At 52.5% G+C, this 20,008-nt stretch carries 22 protein-coding genes; all 22 read right to left on the reverse strand.

Going from position 1 to position 20,008, the window contains the following annotated elements; all coding sequences use genetic code 11:
- Positions 1-2 precede the first annotated feature (2 nt).
- Positions 3-1,400, reverse strand: coding sequence for a F0F1 ATP synthase subunit beta (gene atpD / locus ABIE61_RS09495; RefSeq protein WP_091827873.1), 1,398 nt, complete (start codon positions 1,398-1,400; stop codon positions 3-5).
- A 37-nt stretch (positions 1,401-1,437) separates the two neighbouring features.
- The gene (atpG, locus tag ABIE61_RS09500; RefSeq protein ID WP_091827874.1) at positions 1,438-2,301 is read right to left on the reverse strand and encodes a F0F1 ATP synthase subunit gamma; all 864 of its coding nucleotides are present in this window, start codon (positions 2,299-2,301) and stop codon (positions 1,438-1,440) included.
- 74 nt (positions 2,302-2,375) lie between these two features.
- Positions 2,376-3,920: a F0F1 ATP synthase subunit alpha gene (gene atpA / locus ABIE61_RS09505; RefSeq protein ID WP_354408838.1), complete on the reverse strand. Its 1,545-nt coding sequence runs from the start codon at positions 3,918-3,920 to the stop codon at positions 2,376-2,378.
- A gap of 15 nt (positions 3,921-3,935) precedes the next feature.
- Positions 3,936-4,472, reverse strand: a complete 537-nt coding sequence (locus tag ABIE61_RS09510) for a F0F1 ATP synthase subunit delta (protein ID WP_091827876.1) — start codon at positions 4,470-4,472, stop codon at positions 3,936-3,938.
- A gap of 12 nt (positions 4,473-4,484) precedes the next feature.
- A complete protein-coding gene (locus tag ABIE61_RS09515; RefSeq protein ID WP_091827877.1) occupies positions 4,485-4,955 on the reverse strand; it encodes a F0F1 ATP synthase subunit B in 471 nt (156 codons plus the stop codon).
- Between the two features lie 72 nt (positions 4,956-5,027).
- Positions 5,028-5,255 carry a F0F1 ATP synthase subunit C gene (atpE, locus tag ABIE61_RS09520; protein WP_091827878.1) on the reverse strand — a complete coding sequence of 76 codons (228 nt, stop codon included), beginning with the start codon at positions 5,253-5,255 and terminating at the stop codon, positions 5,028-5,030.
- An 85-nt stretch (positions 5,256-5,340) separates the two neighbouring features.
- On the reverse strand, positions 5,341-6,162 hold the full coding sequence (gene atpB / locus ABIE61_RS09525; protein ID WP_091827879.1) for a F0F1 ATP synthase subunit A: 822 nt from the start codon (positions 6,160-6,162) through the stop codon (positions 5,341-5,343).
- 24 nt (positions 6,163-6,186) lie between these two features.
- Positions 6,187-6,612, reverse strand: a complete 426-nt coding sequence (locus ABIE61_RS09530; protein ID WP_354408843.1) for an ATP synthase subunit I — start codon at positions 6,610-6,612, stop codon at positions 6,187-6,189.
- Between the two features lie 142 nt (positions 6,613-6,754).
- Entirely contained in the window at positions 6,755-7,648 is an 894-nt protein-coding gene (locus tag ABIE61_RS09535; protein ID WP_354409013.1) for a ParB/RepB/Spo0J family partition protein, read from the reverse strand.
- The gene (locus tag ABIE61_RS09540) at positions 7,648-8,460 is read right to left on the reverse strand and encodes a ParA family protein (RefSeq protein ID WP_091827881.1); all 813 of its coding nucleotides are present in this window, start codon (positions 8,458-8,460) and stop codon (positions 7,648-7,650) included. The genes ABIE61_RS09535 and ABIE61_RS09540 overlap by 1 nt, the downstream gene beginning before the upstream one ends.
- A gap of 2 nt (positions 8,461-8,462) precedes the next feature.
- A complete protein-coding gene (rsmG, locus tag ABIE61_RS09545) occupies positions 8,463-9,086 on the reverse strand; it encodes a 16S rRNA (guanine(527)-N(7))-methyltransferase RsmG (protein WP_354408845.1) in 624 nt (207 codons plus the stop codon).
- Positions 9,086-10,981 (reverse strand): tRNA uridine-5-carboxymethylaminomethyl(34) synthesis enzyme MnmG, encoded by a 1,896-nt coding sequence (mnmG, locus tag ABIE61_RS09550; protein ID WP_354408847.1) that lies wholly within the window; start codon positions 10,979-10,981, stop codon positions 9,086-9,088. Before mnmG ends, rsmG begins: the two co-directional genes overlap by 1 nt.
- Positions 10,982-11,851: 870 nt before the next feature.
- On the reverse strand, positions 11,852-12,430 hold the full coding sequence (locus ABIE61_RS09555) for a YceI family protein (protein WP_354408849.1): 579 nt from the start codon (positions 12,428-12,430) through the stop codon (positions 11,852-11,854).
- Positions 12,423-13,004, reverse strand: a complete 582-nt coding sequence (locus ABIE61_RS09560) for a cytochrome b (RefSeq protein WP_354408852.1) — start codon at positions 13,002-13,004, stop codon at positions 12,423-12,425. The genes ABIE61_RS09555 and ABIE61_RS09560 overlap by 8 nt, the downstream gene beginning before the upstream one ends.
- 96 nt (positions 13,005-13,100) lie before the next feature.
- The gene (locus ABIE61_RS09565; RefSeq protein WP_091827885.1) at positions 13,101-13,289 is read right to left on the reverse strand and encodes a hypothetical protein; all 189 of its coding nucleotides are present in this window, start codon (positions 13,287-13,289) and stop codon (positions 13,101-13,103) included.
- A gap of 14 nt (positions 13,290-13,303) precedes the next feature.
- Positions 13,304-13,885: a hypothetical protein gene (locus tag ABIE61_RS09570; RefSeq protein ID WP_354408855.1), complete on the reverse strand. Its 582-nt coding sequence runs from the start codon at positions 13,883-13,885 to the stop codon at positions 13,304-13,306.
- A gap of 119 nt (positions 13,886-14,004) precedes the next feature.
- Positions 14,005-14,952, reverse strand: a complete 948-nt coding sequence (locus ABIE61_RS09575) for a hypothetical protein (RefSeq protein WP_354408857.1) — start codon at positions 14,950-14,952, stop codon at positions 14,005-14,007.
- Between the two features lie 207 nt (positions 14,953-15,159).
- The gene (locus ABIE61_RS09580; RefSeq protein WP_354408859.1) at positions 15,160-15,807 is read right to left on the reverse strand and encodes a hypothetical protein; all 648 of its coding nucleotides are present in this window, start codon (positions 15,805-15,807) and stop codon (positions 15,160-15,162) included.
- A gap of 85 nt (positions 15,808-15,892) precedes the next feature.
- Complete coding sequence (gene mnmE, locus ABIE61_RS09585; RefSeq protein ID WP_354408862.1) at positions 15,893-17,260, reverse strand: tRNA uridine-5-carboxymethylaminomethyl(34) synthesis GTPase MnmE; 1,368 nt, start codon at positions 17,258-17,260, stop codon at positions 15,893-15,895.
- 69 nt (positions 17,261-17,329) lie between these two features.
- Positions 17,330-19,006: a membrane protein insertase YidC gene (gene yidC, locus ABIE61_RS09590; RefSeq protein WP_354408865.1), complete on the reverse strand. Its 1,677-nt coding sequence runs from the start codon at positions 19,004-19,006 to the stop codon at positions 17,330-17,332.
- Positions 19,007-19,027: 21 nt separating this feature from the next.
- Positions 19,028-19,393 carry a ribonuclease P protein component gene (gene rnpA, locus ABIE61_RS09595; protein ID WP_091827523.1) on the reverse strand — a complete coding sequence of 122 codons (366 nt, stop codon included), beginning with the start codon at positions 19,391-19,393 and terminating at the stop codon, positions 19,028-19,030.
- Positions 19,394-19,423: 30 nt separating this feature from the next.
- Positions 19,424-19,558: a 50S ribosomal protein L34 gene (gene rpmH, locus ABIE61_RS09600; RefSeq protein WP_091827522.1), complete on the reverse strand. Its 135-nt coding sequence runs from the start codon at positions 19,556-19,558 to the stop codon at positions 19,424-19,426.
- Positions 19,559-20,008 lie beyond the last annotated feature (450 nt).

Below are 20,008 nucleotides of genomic sequence, written 5' to 3' on the forward strand. Positions count from 1 at the left end.
ACTTACAGGCCCTTCGCTTTCTCAACAGCTTCGTCGATGGTGCCAACCATGTAGAACGCCTGTTCCGGCAGGTGATCATATTCACCTTTCAGAATGCCGTCGAAGCCACGGATGGTTTCCTTCAGAGACACGTATTTACCCGGAGAACCGGTGAATACTTCGGCCACGAAGAACGGCTGAGACAGGAAGCGCTGAATCTTACGCGCACGGGATACAGTCTGCTTGTCTTCTTCAGACAGCTCGTCCATACCCAGAATCGCGATGATATCCTTCAGCTCCTTGTAGCGCTGCAGGGTCTGCTGAACGCCACGAGCGATTTCGTAGTGTTCCTGACCGATAACCAGCGGATCCAGCTGACGAGAGGTGGAGTCCAGCGGGTCGATCGCCGGGTAGATACCCAGCTCCGCGATTTGACGAGACAGTACTACAGTCGCATCAAGGTGGGAGAAGGTGGTTGCCGGAGACGGGTCAGTCAAGTCATCCGCCGGTACGTATACCGCCTGGATAGACGTGATGGAACCTGTCTTGGTAGAGGTGATACGTTCCTGCAGAACGCCCATCTCTTCCGCCAGCGTCGGCTGGTAACCTACCGCAGAAGGCATACGACCCAGCAGTGCCGATACTTCGGTACCCGCCAGAGTGTAACGGTAGATGTTGTCGACGAACAGCAGTACGTCACGGCCTTCATCACGGAATTTTTCCGCCATGGTCAGACCGGTCAGAGCTACACGCAGACGGTTGCCCGGCGGCTCGTTCATCTGGCCGTAGACCATCGCCACCTTGGACTTGTCGAACTGCTCAACGTTTACAACGCCAGCTTCCTGCATCTCATGGTAGAAGTCGTTACCCTCACGAGTACGCTCACCAACGCCCGCAAATACGGACAGACCGGAGTGCTGAGTCGCGATGTTGTTGATCAGCTCCATCATGTTTACGGTCTTGCCTACACCGGCACCACCGAACAGACCGACCTTACCACCCTTGGCGAACGGGCAAACCAGGTCGATAACCTTGATGCCGGTTTCCAGCAGCTCGTTAGTAGCTGCCTGGTCCGCGTAAGACGGCGCCTTACGGTGGATGGCGTAACGCTCTTCTTCACCGATCGGACCACATTCGTCGATCGGCTCACCCAGAACGTTCATGATACGACCCAGGGTGGCAGTACCGACCGGTACAGATACCGGAGCGCCAGTGTTGGTCGTTTCCAAACCACGGCTCAGACCTTCAGTCTGACCCATGGCAATTGCACGTACGACACCGTCGCCCAGCTGCTGCTGAACTTCCAGTGTCAGGCCGGTTTTTTCGACGGTCAATGCGTCGTAAACCTTCGGCACGTTGTCACGCGGGAATTCCACGTCTACAACCGCACCGATAATCTGAACAATACGTCCGCTACTCATGTTCGGATCCTCTTAACTTTTAAACCTGTTCACTGCATCAAACAGCAGCAGCACCACCGACGATCTCGGAAATTTCCTGAGTAATCGCCGCCTGACGAGCCTTGTTGTATACCAGTTGAAGCTCGTCGATCAGGTTGCCGGCGTTGTCGGTTGCATTCTTCATCGCCAGCATTCGGGCTGCCTGTTCACAGGCGTTGTTCTCAACCACGGCCTGATAGACCAGGGACTCGATGTAACGCGTCAGCAGGCCGTTCAACAGCTCCTTCGCGTCCGGTTCGTACAGATAGTCCCAGTGATGGTTGAGCGTCTTGTCATCGTCTTCCGCCTTCAGCGGCAGCAGCTGCTCAACGCCAGGCTTCTGGGTCATGGTGTTCACGAAATCGTTGGATACGATGAACAATTGATCCAGCTTGCCTTCGTCGAAGTTATCCAGCATCACCTTGACCGAACCGATCAGCTGTTCCAGTTCCGGCGCATCGCCGAGACCGCCCTTCGCAGCAACGACGTTACCGCCGTAGTTACGGAAGAAGGTGATTGCCTTAGAGCCCAGTGCACAGATATCGACTTCGATATTCCTGTCGTGGAACTCTTTCATTTTGCTTACAGCTGCCTTGAACGCATTCACGTTCAAACCGCCACAGAGGCCACGGTCGGATGCCACAATAATGAAGCCGACACGTTTGACCTCACGCTCCTGCATGTAGAGGTGCTTGTATTCAGGGTTGGCTTTCGCCAGGTGCTGAATAACACCACGGATGCTCTGGGCGTACGGACGGGAAGACTGCATGCGATCCTGGGCTTTACGCATCTTCGACGCAGCAACCATTTCCATGGCGCTGGTGATTTTGCGCGTGCTGCCAATGCTCGCAATCTGCGTCTTAATCTCTTTTCCGACTGCCATAGTTCCGCCTATTAAACTTGAATCAGTATTGGACCGGCCGGTGTATCTGGCCGGTCACCAGCTCTGACGAGCAATTACCAAGTTTGGGTAGACTTGAACTTCTCGATGCCAGCCTTGAACTGAGCCGCGATTTCGTCGTCGTAACCGCCTTTCTCGTTCACTTTCGCCATCAGATCAGCGTGTTCGCTGTTGAAGTAGGCGACCAGGGCTGCTTCGAATGCACCGATCTTGTCCAGCTCGACACCTTTCAGGAAGCCTTCGTTGGCAGCGTACAGGCTCAGACCCATCTCGGCGACGGACATCGGAGAGTACTGTTTCTGCTTCATCAGCTCGGTTACGGCCTGGCCGTGTTCCAGCTGGTTACGAGTAGCATCATCCAGGTCGGAAGCGAACTGCGCGAACGCTGCCAGCTCACGGTACTGAGCCAGTGCCAGACGCACACCGCCACCCAGCTTCTTGATGATCTTGGTCTGGGCAGAGCCACCCACTCGGGATACGGACAGACCTGCGTTGATCGCAGGACGTACGCCAGAGTTGAACAGGCTGGCTTCCAGGAAGATCTGGCCATCGGTGATGGAGATTACGTTGGTCGGTACAAACGCAGATACGTCACCACCCTGGGTTTCGATGATCGGCAGCGCGGTCAGAGAACCGGTCTGGCCTTTCACTTCACCCTTGGTGAACTGTTCAACGTAGTCAGCATTTACACGGGACGCACGCTCCAGCAGACGGGAGTGCAAGTAGAATACGTCACCCGGGTATGCTTCACGGCCCGGCGGACGACGCAGCAGCAGAGAGATCTGACGGTATGCCCAAGCCTGCTTGGTCAGGTCGTCAAATACGATCAGCGCGTCTTCACCGCGGTCACGGAAGTATTCACCCATGGTCGCACCGGCGTACGGTGCCAGGTACTGCATGGCAGCCGGATCAGCAGCGCCTGCAGCGACAACGATGGTGTGATCCATCGCACCGTGCTCTTCCAGCTTGCGCACCACGTTGGCGATGGTGGACTGCTTCTGTCCGATCGCAACGTAGATACACTTGATGCCGGTACCTTTCTGGTTGATGATCGCATCGATCGCAATTGCGGTCTTACCGATCTGACGGTCACCGATGATCAGCTCACGCTGGCCACGGCCAACCGGTACCATCGCGTCAATCGCTTTCAGACCGGTCTGAACCGGCTGATCTACGGACTGACGTGCAATTACACCCGGCGCTACCTTCTCAACCGCGTCGGTGAGCTTGGTATTGACCGGCCCCTTGCCATCGATCGGGTTACCCAGCGCGTCAACAACGCGACCAAGCAGTTCCGGACCAACCGGCACTTCAAGAATACGACCGGTACAACGTGCGGTCATGCCTTCGACCAGACCCTGGTAGTCGCCCAGTACTACGGCGCCGACAGAGTCGCGCTCCAGGTTCAGTGCCATACCGTAGACACCGCCCGGGAATTCGATCATCTCGCCGTACATAACGTCGGCAAGACCGTGGATCAGGATAATACCATCGGATACGCTGACGATGGTGCCCTCGTTACGGGCTTCAGAAGACACATCAAGTTTCTCGATGCGCTTCTTGAGAATCTCGCTGATCTCAGATGGATTCAGTTGCTGCATTGTTATTCCTCACACTCAGGAATTCATCGCTTCGGCCAGTTTCGCCAGTCGTGCGCGAACGGAACCGTCGATCACAAGGTCATCAGAGCGAACAACCACACCCCCGATGATGGATTTATCCACCTGGGATGTAAGCTTCACTTCACGACCCAACTTGGTGCTGAGGGCCTTGGCCAGTTTCTCCTGCTGTGCATCTTCGAGCGGGAAAGCCGTGGTCAGGTCAACATCGACCTTTTTCTCCAGATTGGCTTTCAGGCGCTCGAACTGCACGGAGATCTCTGGCAGCAGGCTCAGCCGGCCGTTTTCGGCCAACAGACGAACAAAGTTCTTGCCTGCTTCATCCGCCTTGGCATCGAGCACTGACAGTACAACGTCAGCTTTTTGCTCGCCGCTCAGGGACGGATTGCTCAGCACTCGGGTCATCAGGCTGTCACTGGCCGCCATGGCGACAAGTGACAGTGTCTGAGACCATTGATCGAGGTTGCCCTTCTCACGCGCATATTCGAATGCGGCTTTGGTGTAGGGCCGGGCGACTGTATTGAGTTCAGCCATCGTAAACCTCGCTTAAAGCTCAGCTGCCAGTTTCTCAACCAGCTTAGCGTGCGCTTTTTCGTCAACAGAGGCTTCCAGAATCTTTTCAGCACCGGCAATTGCCAGTGTAGCCACCTGAGCGCGCAGTGTTTCGCGTGCACGGTTGACTTCCTGTTCGAGTTCAGCCTGAGCAGATGCTTTCACACGGTCGGCTTCGACACGTGCCTGCTCCTTGGCTTCTTCAATGATCTGGTTAGCCCGCTTGTTGGCCTGTTCAATGATGGCGGCTGCCTCTTCCTTGCTTGCACGCATTCCGTCAGCTGCTTTTTCCTGTGCCAGCTGGAGATCACGTTTAGCACGGTCGGCCGCATCAAGCCCTTCGGCAATCTTCTTCTTACGCTCAGCCAGGGCACCGGTAATCGGTGGCCAGACGTATTTCATACAAAATACGACGAAGAGGAAGAATGCAATGGCCTGACCAATGATGGTGAGATTGATATTCACGCCATTACCTCTCGCGGTTGTCTGTTCAAGTAGTTACCCCCGCAGGGGCGCAGTGCCATTCGAACTACTTAATTAAGCAACAGCGAACAGGACGTACAGACCCAGACCAACACCGATCATCGGGATCGCGTCAACCAGGCCCATTACGATGAAGAACTGAGTACGCAGCAGAGGAACCAGTTCAGGCTGACGAGCAGCACCTTCCAGGAACTTGCCACCCAGGATACCGATGCCGATAGCAGCACCAATAGCACCCAGACCCAGCATCAGCGCAGCAGCGATATACAGCATTGCTTCCATTTTTTCTCTCCAACTATTTTCAAGGTTAAGTTAGTTAGTTTTGCAAAGGTAAATCGGTTGTTCAGTAAACTCTATCCGTTACAACTCAGTGATCATCATGCGCCATCGCGAGGTACACAATTGTCAGCACCATGAAGATGAACGCCTGCAGAGTAATAACCAGGATATGGAAGATCGCCCAGGGTACAGACAGCACCCACTGCGCCCAAAACGGCAGCAGCGCGATCAGGATGAAGATCATTTCGCCCGCGTACATGTTGCCGAACAGTCGCAGTGCCAGTGACACCGGTTTGGCAAGCAGACCAACCAGCTCAAGGAACAGGTTGAACGGAGCAAATATTTTCGGCAGCGGCTGGAATGAAAGCTCAGCCAGGAACCCGCTCACACCTTTCTGCTTGATGCTGTAGTAAACAATCAGGGCAAACACGCTCAATGCCATGCCGCCGGTAGCGTTCACGTCAGTGGTCGGTACAATTTTCATGTACTCAACACCCATCTGCGCAAAGATGTAAGGCACCCAGTCAACCGGCACCAGGTCCATCAGGTTCATCAGGAAAATCCAGACGAAGATGGTCAGTGCCAGTGGGGCAATTACGGCATTCTTGTGGTGAAAGATGCTTTTGACGTTCTCATCGATGAACTCGATCAGAGTTTCAACGAAGTTCTGCGCCCCCCCAGGAACACCGGCTGTCATACTTTTGGCCACCTTGCGGAAGAACCATATAAACAGCAGGCCCAGCCCCACGGACCACAGCATTGTATCGACGTTGATCGCCCAGAAACCCATCTCTGCCGCTTCCTGCGCACCGTGCGCGAAGCTCCAACCGTTTTCGGGATGATTCCCGAACGTCAAGTTGGTCAAGTGATGGGAAATGTATTCTGAGGATGTAACTGTTCCACTTGCCATTCTCAGTATCTCTCATTCAAAGTTTCAGGAACTGTGTCTGCACTGCTTCAGCTGCAGTATCCATCCGGATAGCTGCAGCAGTATGAAGGTGCCAAATAGGGGAAATGGGCTCAAAGGCTGAACCAGCATGAAGGTTGCACTGAACAGCGCAACCGCCAGCATCATTTTCCCTATTTCGCTCGCATACATACGAATCACGATGCGATGGGCGTTATCGGCGTCCTGGCTGGAAAATGCCCGCCAGGCAAAATACAGATTCGGAATCAGGTAAAGCAGACCACCCAGCAGGGCCGAATATGCTTGTGTCACCCCGAGCAACAAACAGGCCACAGATACACTGAGTATCAACACGGCCTGTTGCAGGAAGATTCGCTTGAATCCCTTGATGCTGCGCCTGTCACGTACACTGACAGCCGCTTTTGGGACTTGCTCCGCTGTACTCTTCCTCAATCCTGATCCTGTATCGTCCGAAACAGTGCCCAAATAGCGGGCAGATTATAGGCATTCCCCCCCTGTTTCTCAACTGAAACCCGGAAGATTTGCACTAAGGTCTTACCCTAAGCCAGTACGACTGGATATTACCTGATGCGGGTCAGCCAATCAGCTGCAGGATTGCATCGAGTTCATCACGCGACTTGAAATTGATTGAAATCTTGCCCTTGCCGCTTGCCGTCGCATTGATCTTGACTGGTACAGAAAAACGCTGAGACAGCTCTCCTGCAAGCTGCTGCAGCTGTTCGTCTGGCTGCTTTGACGGCTTTTCTTCGGCATCAGCGGGTTGCTGAAAACGCTTCACCAACAACTCGGTTTCGCGTACCGAAAGCCCTCTGGTGACGACCTCATCTGCCGCCTTGATCTGAACCAGCCCTTCCAGTGCCAGCAATGCCCTCGCATGGCCCATTTCGATATCGCCATACTCCAGCATTTTTTTGACCTCATCAGTCAAATTCATCAACCGGAGCAGGTTGGTAATCGTGGAGCGGGACTTGCCAACGGCATCAGCGACTTGCTGCTGGGTCAGCTCAAACTCGGTCTGCAGACGATGCAGCGCGATCGCTTCCTCGATTGGGTTGAGATTTTCACGCTGAATGTTTTCAATCAGGGCCATAGCGATGGCTGCTTCATCGGGCACATCGCGGATAATCACCGGAATTGTGCTCAATCCCGCCATCTGTGCCGCTCGCCAGCGCCTCTCACCTGCGATGATTTCGTAACGTCCCTCCGCTACCGGTCGGACCACAATCGGCTGCATGACGCCCTGGGCACGAATCGAGTTTGCCAGCTCTTCCAATGCCTGCGGTTCTAGATCACGCCGTGGCTGATAACGACCACGCTGGATGTCATCCAGTGGCATCTGTCGCAAGTCACCCTGCTTGTCTGTAGCCTGACGTGCCTCGGTCTGTTCCGCGTAAGGTGAATCTTCTGCCGCCACATCAGACAGCAACGCATCCAGCCCGCGTCCCAGTCCCCGTTTTTTCGCTACCATCATTCAGCTTCCTGTTCCGTTGTCACCACCGCCTCTGCGGTGCGTTCCCGATCCGTACGGCGAATCAATTCACCAGCCAGAGCCAGATAGGCCAGAGCCCCGCGGGAGCTCTTGTCATACTGCAGTGCCGGCAGACCATGGCTTGGCGCTTCAGCCAGACGCACATTACGGGGGATCACCGTGCGATAGACCTTATCCCCGAAATACTCCACCAAGTGAGTGGATACATCCTTCGTCAGGCTCATGCGCGGATCGTACATGGTGCGCAGTATGCCCTCGATTTTCAGCTCCGGATTCAGGCGCTGATTAATCTTGTTGATGGTCCCGACCAGTGCACTGATCCCCTCCAGTGCATAGTACTCACACTGCATAGGAATGATCACACCGGATGATGCCGCCAGTGCGTTGACCGTCAGCAGATTGAGTGACGGCGGGTTGTCGATCAGGATGAAGTCATAGTCATCCATCACCGGCATCAGTGCCATTTTGAGCCGGAATTCACGCCGCGGGAGCTGCAGCAGCTCAACCTCGGCAGCCGTCAGGTCGCCATTGGCACCGATCAGATGATAGCCGCACAGGGTATCCTTGATGATCGCATTGGCGGCATCGGTCTGATCTGTCAGGAGCTCATACACCGAATGTTCCAGTTGATGCTTGTCGATGCCGCTGCCCATGGTGGCATTCCCCTGGGGGTCCAGATCGATCATCAGTACCCGTTTGCGGGTCGCGGCAAGAGATGCCGCCAGGTTGACGCAGGTGGTGGTTTTACCCACACCACCCTTCTGATTGGTGATTGTGATGATCTTGGCCACGTTCAGATTCTCCCAAGGATCAGCAGGTGTCGCTCGCCATCGGTATCCGGCAGGTTAAGCCGGTGTACGTCCTGCAATGAAAACCCTGCCGGTATCTGTTCGAGTTCGGCTTCAGGATACAGTCCTTTCATCGCCAGAAACACTCCACTTGGCGCGGCCAAATGCCCGCTGAGTGTCAGCATGTCAGAAATGGAAGCAAAGGCGCGTGAAACTATCATGTCGAAAGGGGCTGCCTCTACCTGTTCCACTCGACCGTTGATAACGGTCAGATTATCCAGCCCCAACTCGATGCGCACCTGCTGCTGAAACCGTGTCTTCTTGCCATTACTGTCCAGTGTGGTGACATCAAGATTGGGACGGCAGATCGCCAGCGGAATACCGGGCAGACCAGGGCCACTGCCCACATCAAGCAGACGTCCCGAGCCAATCCAGGGCAGAATGCTCAAACTGTCCACCAGGTGACGGCTGATCATTTCCTGCGGATCACGTACAGCGGTCAGGTTGTATGCCTTGTTCCACTTCACCAGCAATTGATGATAGGCCAGCAGGCGCTCGACTTGTGTTTCGTTGAGGTCGAGTTTCAGTTGTTTCAGCGCCTGCTCCAGCGTGTGGCGATACCGATCCATCAATGTTGCACCTGTGTCCTGTTATGGCTGAGTTGGCGTTTTTTCAGATATACCAGCAGCAACGAAATCGCTGCAGGTGTCATACCCTGAATGCGTGAAGCCTGTGCCAGGGTTTCCGGGCGCTGTTGACCCAGCTTGAGTTTCAACTCATTGGACAGACCACTGACCTGACTGTAATCGAAATCATCCGGCAAGCGAGTGTTTTCCTGGCGGCGCATCTGCTCGATTTCAGTCTTTTGCCGCTCGATATAGCCGGAATATTTGAGCTGGATCTCAACCTGCTCTGCAGCCTGAGCGTCATTGATCGGCTCGCCCTTGAGCCAGGCCACGTCGTTGTAGCCCAACTCGGGGCGCTTGATCAGGTCGGCCAGATTGTATTCTCGGGTCAGCTCACTTTTCAGACGGCTGCTGAGTTGCTCTGCTTCGACCGTAGCGGGATGTACCCAAGTATTTTTCAGGCGTTGCAGCTCCAGCTCCATCGCTTCGCGCTTGGCCTCGAACCGCATCCAGCGTTCATCGCCGACCAGCCCCAGTTCACGCCCCTTTTCGGTCAAGCGCAGATCGGCGTTGTCTTCACGCAGAATCAAACGGTATTCCGCCCGACTGGTAAACATGCGATAGGGCTCGGAGGTACCCAGCGTGATCAGATCATCGACCAGAACACCGATATAGGCTTCATCGCGGCGAGGATACCACTGCTCGCGCTCAAGTGCGCGTGCTGCTGCGTTGTAACCCGCCAGCAGGCCCTGAGCGCCGGCTTCTTCGTAACCGGTCGTTCCGTTGATCTGACCGGCAAAATAAAGACCACTGATATGTTTTGTTTCCAACGTATGACGCAGATCCTGCGGGTTGAAAAAGTCATATTCGATGGCATAGCCCGGTCGGGTGATATGTGCATGTTCAAAACCGCGAATCGAACGAACCAGCTCCATCTGTACATCAAACGGCAGACTGGTGGAGATGCCGTTGGGATATAGCTCATGGGTAGTAAGGCCTTCAGGTTCAACAAAAACCTGGTGTTGATCCTTGTCCGCGAAGCGATTGATCTTATCTTCGATAGAGGGGCAGTAACGAGGTCCAATCCCTTCGATCACGCCGGTATACATGGGCGACCGGTCCAACCCGCCACGAATAATGTCATGGGTACGGGCGTTGGTATGGGTGATGAAACAACTGACCTGCTGTGGGTGCTCATCCCGGCTGCCCATGAAAGACATGACCGGTGTTGGAGTATCACCCGGCTGAGGCTGCATGACGGAAAAATCGACACTGCGGGCATCGATGCGCGGAGGTGTGCCAGTCTTGAGCCTATCGACCCGTAACGGCAATTCTCGTAATCGCTGTGCCAAACGGATTGAAGGCGGATCACCGGCACGGCCACCGGCATGATGATCCAGTCCGATATGGATAACACCTCCGAGGAAGGTACCTGCAGTCAGAACCACGGAACGTGCGTGAAAACGAATGCCGGTTTGAGTCACTACCCCCCTGACCTGTTCACCTTCCACGATCAAGTCATCAGCCGCCTGCTGGAAAATATGCAGGTTAGGCTGATTCTCCAGTATCGAACGAACGGCAGCCTTGTAGAGGATACGATCAGCCTGGGCGCGTGTTGCACGTACAGCAGGCCCCTTGCGGGCATTAAGTACCCGAAACTGGATACCCCCTCGATCAGTTGCCCGTGCCATCGCCCCATCAAGCGCATCGATCTCTTTCACCAGATGACTCTTGCCGATCCCGCCGATGGCTGGGTTACAGGACATCTGACCCAGCGTTTCGATGTTGTGTGTCAGAAGCAGAGTTTTGGCACCGATGCGTGCGGATGCCAAAGCGGCTTCTGTTCCGGCATGTCCGCCGCCGATCACGATTACATCAAAGTGGTCAGGGTAATCCACTGCACAGGCCTCACAGATTGTGTTGTCGAACTGACCGCATGGGTCGGGTGAAAAGGCTGACAAGTATAGCGTTCTGAAGTGCTGCAGGAAATGGTCAAATATTGAACAGCTCTTTTTCTTCTTATATATAAGTAAGGATAAGTAAGGTTTATATATAAAGATGATTATTGTTTGTTATGTATGGTCAGCCACATTTCCGTTGATAGTACGGTTTTTCGTATGTATTTCATATGGTTATACATCTTCAAACCCTGTATACCCTTGCCCTTGTGACTGGTGACGCCCTTGGGATGAGCTGTGTGTAAAACAGCACTATATCCACAGCCTGAATTGTTCCACCGTTTGTGCACAGATGGTTCCGGGACAGGAACACAGTTTCCGGACAGGCTGGTGTGAATTGTATATTCATGTGGTTAAGAGCAGAGCAAGCTGTACGTTGGCTGTGAATTGATTTCGACAACACAAACAAGTGCTGAATATCATTAAGATAGTTCTGTTGATAAGTCTGTGTGTGGTATGTATAACATGAGCAGGTTTTATTGCAGGATGGGATTGGTAAGTTATGCCATGATAACAGAGTAAAAGCATTAATCTATTTAAAAACAGTAAATTACGAATTCTTTGATTGTGGATAACGAGGGTTTATCATAAAGCCAACCCTTGTTTTGCACAGGCTATCACAATGCCGGTCAATAAATGTCCAGCAGGGTTAGGCCCGGAATCAGTGACACATGTGGGTAAGATACCGAAAAAAAATTCGGCTTTGCCTGTGGGTAAGTAGCAAGAAACGCTAAAGCCGCTGCAAAGCGATAAAAACAGGGGGAAATGAAGGTGGAAAGGCCGACGGTGCCGGCCTTGATTGTGCAGAGCTTACTGGCGGATGCCTTCAATACTCAAAATCAGTTCGACTTCCTGTGCAGCAGGGCCAAGATCCATATCGATATTGTAGTCCTTCAGGCGAATGCTGGTGCTGCCTTCGAAACCTGCGCGGTATCCACCCCAGGGGTCTTCACCCTCACCCAGATGTTGGGCATCAATGATCACTTCGCGGGTCGCGCCGTTCAGTGTCAGGTTACCCTTGATCTCCAGCGCGCCATCCTCTGACGCAGTCACAGAAGTAGACTCAAAGCGTGCAACGGGATGAGCGTCCACATTGAGAAAGTCTGCGCTGCGCAGGTGTTTGTCACGTTCGGCATGATTTGAATCCACGCTGGCAGTATTGATATTGACGCTCACACTGCTGTCTTCCGGTGATTCGGAATCCCAGTTGAATCGACCGTCAAACTCATTGAAGCGGCCGTACAGCCAGCTGTAGCCCAGGTGGCTTATCTTGAAATTGACAAAAGCATGCTGGCCTTCGATATCAATGGCATATTCCGCTGCCTGAGCTGTCACAGCAGACATTGACAGCATTGAACCCAATGCCATACCGGCAAACAGTTTATTCATTATGATTCTCCTTGGTGTGAGTGGACCCCGGCCTCAACATGCGGATGAGGGTGGTGTCACGATCAATGAAATGATGCTTGAGCGCACCCAGAATGTGCAGGGTTACTAACGCAAGTACGCCCATGGCCAACCAGTAATGCACAGCCCCTGCGCGATCGGCCTGACCAGGAAGCCCGGTGATCAGTGCCGGCAGTTCAAACCAGCCAAATACACTGATGCCCTGGCCCTTAGCGGTCGAGATCAGATAACCACTGATCAGAATGGCAAACAGCATGAAGTAGAGCAGAGCATGAGCGGCATGGGCAAGACGAACCTCCCAGCGACGATGGCTGGGAAGTGTCTTGGGTTGAGGGTTTGTCAATCGCCACAGAAGGCGTGCAACAAGAACAGCGGCCAGACTTAAACCGATACTCTTGTGCCAGAATGGTGCAAGCTTGTACCAGGGGCTGTAATAGTTCAGTTCGACCATCCACAGCCCCAAGGCAATAAGACCGAACACTGTCAACGCAACCAGCCAATGCAGCAGGATGCTGATCAATCCATAGGACTCTATTGTGTTACGCAGGGCTGGCATTCTTCTCCTCCTGATTCAGTGCAATTATTGTCACACTAAAAGGAGAATCAATTAAGCCGTCTGAATGGTGCAAATATATCAGTTTTTTTGATTGTTCTACCCTGTATGGTTTGCAGCCAAACCCAACAAAAAAAGAATCATTATGGCCAAGATAGAGCCAATACTTTTCAATTTTTTGTTAGCGAACTTGAAGTCAAACTTCCCGACTACAAATAGCACAAGGTAAACAATAGCGGCACTCATCAGCAAGCGGCCCAGTAAATTCCCTACAACATAGGCGTCCATTAGTGTATTTCCTTTTAATTATTGGGAAGAGGTTTCAAGTTACTGATTATTTTAGTCAGCATTGGATGGATGTGTTCTGACTTTCCCTGAGCGGTAACAGCAAAAAAAGCTACGGAGCGTCCTGAAGGCATCATACCGGCAAAACTGAGCGCTTCGTAATCCACCCCTTCAGATCTCAAAGACAGAAGCTCTTCATAACCTACGATGTCGCCATAGGTTACTTTTTCCATTTTTCGCATGACTTCAGGATTCATGGCACTTGCGCTCTTGCGTACAGTTGCCAAAGATTTCAGTGCAATCAAAGGTAAAAGTTCCTTTTTGATCGTGATATCAGGCACACTGACAATATCAATACTTGTGGGTGGATAATAGTCCTCAGGTGTACTGAGTATTATCGCATGGGTATCACGGCGGCGTTGAGTTTCCCAGTTCCATTGTGGTCGCGCGGGTACAAATATTTGAAGGCCTGCTTCGGGTACATCTGTCACAGCAAAGGGGCGTTTGGCCCGCTGCTCTTCGGCCTGTGATGGCACCGCGATAAAAAAATGCATGAATAAGGTGACTAAAGCTAAAAGGTTCAGACGGTTTCTGGACATGATTAATTCTTCCTGATTATCAGTCGTTATAAAACGGAGGCGTTCATCCTGAATAGCGGATAGTACCCTACTGAGTAGCCTCAGTAGGGTCAATAAGTCAATATGACCGTTTTAATTTTTCAATCCAAAGGTTCGATTCGCAAGCTGCCTTCCGGCTTTAATGTCAGCTTCGCTTTGCGCCAACCCAGCCCATCTTCAGACATCTGATTATGTAACTTGAGCAGTGCATTTTCTGAAGCGGTGCTGTCAGGTAGCATAAATCTATGAGCAGTATCATTAATAATATAGTCACTGACCATTGATACTTTGTTTTCGGCTATTTCAGCCGTAACAACAACGGCTTGCCATCCCACTGGAAGTTTACCGTCTAGTTCTGAAGAAATGAACTTACGAACTTCCGAGTCGCTAAACGTGACAGGAGCCAATAATTTTTCAGGCATTTCATCAACCCGGATAACCGCAGTATAGGTGTCTGGAGACTGCTTGTTGGCGGGGTCTATTATATCGAGCATCGGTATATTAAAGGTGACAGTTTTGCCGTTATTGGACAAAGAACCGTTGGTATCCTTTACCTGTTCGCCAGTGAAAGCGATATGAAAACCCTCACTACCAACTTCTTCTTTAAGACTTTTGATCATGGCCTGTTGCATTTCAGCAGGCATATCAGGTGGGAACATGTCCTCATTGAACTCGGAAATGAAAGTGTTGACGTCAAGTGCGAGTTTGATAACACCTTCATCTTCGGTTTCTACATCAATCGGCATAGGTTTGGATTTTTCTGTACTGCCGATATCGATAAAACTGACTTTTCCCTCTTGCAACCATGTGTCAATTGAAAATTGAGTGACATGATGGCAAACAGTGCTTCCGTCTGCATGAGAAGTGAGTGACCCGCCCTGTTGCTCACAATTTTTATTTGGGTTGGGGCCTGGCTTTCCTGTATCAGCACCCTGCAGAGTACGAATGTCGAGTTGTTCCGATTTCAGATCGAAATCCAGGCTGACATCAATGCAGCCGCTTAGTGCAAGTGCACAAATGAGAGAAAGGAGTAACTTAGGCATTTTCATGTACACATCCTTTTGAAGTTGAGAAGTCCATCAGGCGGCTTGCGCAGCCTCGTTGATACTAAAAAATAGTAACTATTAATTAAAATTTTTCTTGTCAAATTTTAGGTTTAATTTTAAATCTGAACCTTGATGTAAAAATTATCAGTTAGTCAGTATTAAAGTTGTATTTTGATATTTTTTTATCATGTATATGGCTTCCTAATCTTATCACTGCCAGTTGCGCTCGGGGATCTCAAAGACAGCTGTGTCGACACATTTCTGGGTCAGTGACAGCGTCTGTTTTGTCTGTTTTGATCCGCCTTCATGCACAATTTGCCAGTCTATGGGTGTGTTGCGACCATAAATTCTTAAGCTACAGCTGGATACGGTTGCCCCTGACGCAATCGTTTTCGTTGATACTCGGCACCGGTGGCCTGCAAATACATCGGTATTGTCTGTCTTGGCGGATATATCTTCGATTGCTACCGCGGGGTTATGATCGCGAGGCTCTGTTTGGCTTCGCTTGTTGTAGTCCCGTTTATCACCTTTGGAAGAGCGATAGATGTAGCCATCTACCTGCCAGGTCTCTTTTTCGAATGGGGCCCATCGATAGGCAAACCCGCCCGTTTCCAAAATACCGGTAGGGATACGACGCTCGCTGTCTTCGTGTATGTATTCTTCGCCGCCAACGCTGAAATAGTGTTTAACCTGACCTCGTCCCTCGCCGAGAATATTGAGTCCTTGGGAGCCCGGAAGCAGGGTTGTCTCATGTTGGGTGATCAGCTCTACAGTCTCGATTGTTCCGTCTGGGCAAAAGTTCGCAGCAAAACTAGATGTACTGATTGTGACCAAACAAATAGTAAAATTTCTTACCATATCAATATTCCCTTTGAGGTTGCAGCTGCCGTTTTATCAGATTTGGTGATGCGTTGCTTGCGTTTACCCTTCGTGATAGTTGGTCTTACTTCCCGATACAGAATGAACTGAAGATTCTGCCGAGCAGATCATCCGAGCTGAACTCACCGGTTATCTCGCTGAGTACTTGTTGTGCCTGGCGCAAATCTTCGGCCAGCAGCTCGCCGGCTCCGTGCGCTTCGAGCTGTTCGGCTCCGGTTTCAAGCAGCTGACGAGTGCGTTCCAGTGCATCGACATGACGGCGACGTGCCATGAATCCGCCTTCCGTTGTGGCATTGAAACCCATTACCTGCTTTAGATGCTCGCGCAACAGATCAATTCCCAGCCCCTGTTTGGCACTTAGAGAAATCAGGCTGTATTCACCTTCCTGACGCATGCCAATCGGTTCGCCGGTCAGGTCGGCCTTGTTGCGAATCAGTGTGACATGGCTGAAGTCGTCAAGGTGATCGGCCAGCTCGGGCCATAACTGAGAGGGATCAGTGGTCGCTGAATGGCTGCTGTCGACCATCATCAGAATGCGGTCGGCGCGGCGGATCTCTTCCCAGGCGCGGTCAATACCGATGCGCTCGACAGCATCAGGGGCGTCGCGGAGCCCGGCGGTATCGATGATATGCAGCGGCATGCCATCAATATGGATATGCTCGCGCAGCACATCGCGTGTTGTACCTTCTATGTCGGTGACAATGGCGGTGTCTCGCCCTGCCAGTGCGTTGAGCAGGCTGGACTTGCCGGCATTGGGGCGCCCTGCAATGACTACATTCATGCCTTCGCGCAACAGACTGCCCTGGCGTGCTTCCTGACGCACCTGCTGCAGATTTTTGAGGATCAGTGCCAGGTCTGACTGCACCTTGCCATCTGCAAGAAAATCGATCTCTTCTTCTGGGAAGTCGATGGCGGCTTCCACATAGATGCGTAGCTGAATCAGGGACTCCACCAGTGCATGCACACGCTCGGAAAATGCGCCCTGCAGTGAGCGCAGTGCGCAACGGGCGGCCTGCTCTGACGAGCTGTCGATCAGATCCGCAATGGCTTCTGCCTGGGCCAGGTCCAGCTTGTCGTTGAGGAAAGCGCGCTCGGAAAACTCTCCGGGGCGTGCCAGTCGTGCGCCCAGGGCGATTACCCGTTGCAGCAGAAGGTCAATGATGACCGGACCGCCATGCCCCTGCAGTTCAACCACATCTTCACCAGTGAAGGAGTGAGGATTGGGAAAGTAGAGCGCAATGCCCTGGTCCAGCTGTTCGCCCTGTCCATCCAGGAACGGGGTGTAGTGGGCGTAACGGGGTTTTGGTGTAAAGCCCAGCAGCTGTTGCGCGATGGTAAGCGCATCGGGCCCGGACAGTCTGATAATCCCAACACCGCCTCGGCCGGGGGGCGTTGCCTGGGCTGCGATGGTGTCCTGCGCACTGCTGAGCATGGTGGTCTCCTTAACACAACGAAAAAGGCTCCCGTGGGAGCCTTTTCATTTTACCTGCAGAGCATGCCTTTAGTCTTTGGCAGCATTGCCTGCTTCGATCTGTTTGTTGATGACCCACTGCTGGGCAATCGACAGAATGTTGTTCACCAGCCAGTACAGAACCAGACCTGCCGGGAACCAGAGGAAGAAGAAGGTGAAGATCACTGGCAGCATCTTCATCAGCTTCGCCTGCATGGGGTCGGGCGGTGTCGGGTTCAGCATCTGCTGAATGAACATGGTGATGCCCATCAGAATCGGCAGAATGAAGTACGGGTCCATCTGCGACAGGTCCTGAATGTAGCCGTAGAAAGGGGCATGACGCAGTTCGACGGACTCCATCAGTACCCAGTACAGAGCGATGAAGATCGGCATCTGAACCAGAATCGGCAGGCAGCCTCCCAGCGGATTGATCTTCTCTTTCTGGTACAGCTTCATCATTTCCTGAGACATCTTCTGACGATCGTCGCCATAGAGTTCTTTCAGGCGTGCCATTTCAGGGCCGAACTTGCGCATTTTTGCCATCGAGCGGAACGCCTTGGCGTTCAGGTGGAACAGCGCAGCCTTGACGATGATGGTGATGCCAATGATCGCAAGGCCCCAGTTGCCAACCAGTGAGTGAATCCACTTCAGCAGCATGTACAGTGGGGAGGCAATCCACCACAGCCAGCCGTAGTCGATGGTCAGGTCTAGGTCAGGAGCAATCAGCTTGAGCTGGTCAACATCCTTGGGGCCGGCATAGAAAGTGGCGCTGACGGTTTCAGACTGTCCTGGGGACACTGTAAAGGTGGGCGACAGGAATCCTGCAATGTAATTGCCGTTCAGCTTGCGGGACTGGTAGGTGTATTCGGTGCCCGGTTCCGGTATCCATGCGCTGAGGAAATAGTGCTGAACCATGGCGACCCAGCCGTCAGGGCTGGAGACATTGAACCTCTCATCATCCATATCGCCGAAATCAACTTTCTGGTAGTTGTTTGTGGCGGTGGAGAAAACAGCGCCCAGATAGGACTGCATGCCCATGCTGTTCTGCTGTGAGGGGTCACTCGAGCCATCACGCTTGATCTGGCCGAAGAGCACACCCTGGAAAGGTGTTTCTGTCGGGTTCTTGATCAGGTATTCCATACCAACCCGGTATTCACCCTGGAAAAAGGTGAAGCGTTTGGTCACTTCAACACCCTTGTCGGTGGTGAGGCCAAGATCCACGGTCAGGGTATCGTTTTCCAGTGTGTATTCAGTCTGAGCGCTGGTGTAAAGCGGCCTGCCCGTGACATTGGCATCAGGCCCGTCGGGCCCGATCAAGCCGCTTTGAGCGACATATGTACGGTTGGCATTCTGCTCCAGCAGGACAAAGGGCTGAGTTGAATTCAGTGCCCCCTGATGTTGTGGCAGAGCGGCCTGAATGATGTCGCCACCGCGTGGGTCGATCAGCAGTTCGAGCACGTCAGTGCGGACCTTGATCAGGCTGGCGGCAGATGCTTGGGCGGCACCCTCTGCAGCTGTTCCGGTCTGGGGAATATCCGCACTTGCCGCAGCATCGGATGCTTGTGGCAGTTCTGAAACGGCTGATGCCGGGTCAGTGGAATAGGCGGAAGAGCTGGTGACCTGTTGTTCAGGCTGGTGGGAGGGACCGTAATCCTCGTTCCACTGCAATACCATCAGGTAGGATACCAGTGCCAGAGCGGCAATCAGTATGACTCGCTGTACATCCATGGTGGTAGAACCATCAGTTTGTTATGTGAGCTTTCGCGCTTTCTTGCCGGCACGCGACCAACAACGCCTGATAACGGCATTCAACTCAGTGCCTTCAAGAGTATCCAGGCCCTTGCGAGCGAGAATAATCATATCCAGTGCCGGGAGTTCATGCTGATGCAGGCGAAAAGACTCGCGAATGATACGCCGAACGCGGTTACGTTTCACCGCCCGACGGACATTTTTCTTCGAGATTACGAATCCGATCCTGGGATAACCAAGATCATTGGGGCGGGCCAGAATCAGCAGGTGCTGGTCCGGTACTTTGACATCTGCGCGGTCAAATACACGCGAGAAATCCCCGCTCGTCAGCAGTCGCAGACGGCGGGGATATCGGAAATCGGTCATTCAGTCATGCGACCTTATTCAGAATCTGAATCAAGCAGACAGACGCTTACGACCTTTAGCGCGACGACGGTTCAGAACCTGGCGGCCATTTGCAGTTGCCATGCGAGCACGGAAACCGTGATTACGTTTGCGTTTCAAAACGCTGGGTTGAAATGTTCTTTTCATTGCCTCAGTCCTACTTACACTGATGTACGTGAGGTGGCTGATAATCCACGGGGTATAAAATCAAGACGCGAAATTCTAGGGGATTGCTGGTTATCTTGCAAACACTTTTTGGGGCGAGGTGTGAATTGCACGAGCTATCGATCACTGGATGCAGGCTCTGGCCTAAACGACTGTCTGGAACAGACGCGGGCCATGGCAACTGTATCCTGTTGGTGATGAAGTTGTGTAATTCTGTATATAAGTACTTTATTTTCTATAAAAACAATAGGATGTTTTGTTTATAACTACATGGCAAAGCTGTTTTTAACCCTTTTTTTGTTCACGCCGCGTCCAGTTTTAGTGCTGGCGTGGGGGTAAATACCGATTTGGCGCATGGTCGGCATTTTTTACACAAAATCTAGTATAACTGTGGATAACCACTGCCTTAGGCGCTAGAATGTTCCTCTTCGA

The organism is Marinobacterium sp. MBR-111, assembly GCF_040547585.1.
Lineage (GTDB): Bacteria > Pseudomonadota > Gammaproteobacteria > Pseudomonadales > Balneatricaceae > Marinobacterium > Marinobacterium iners.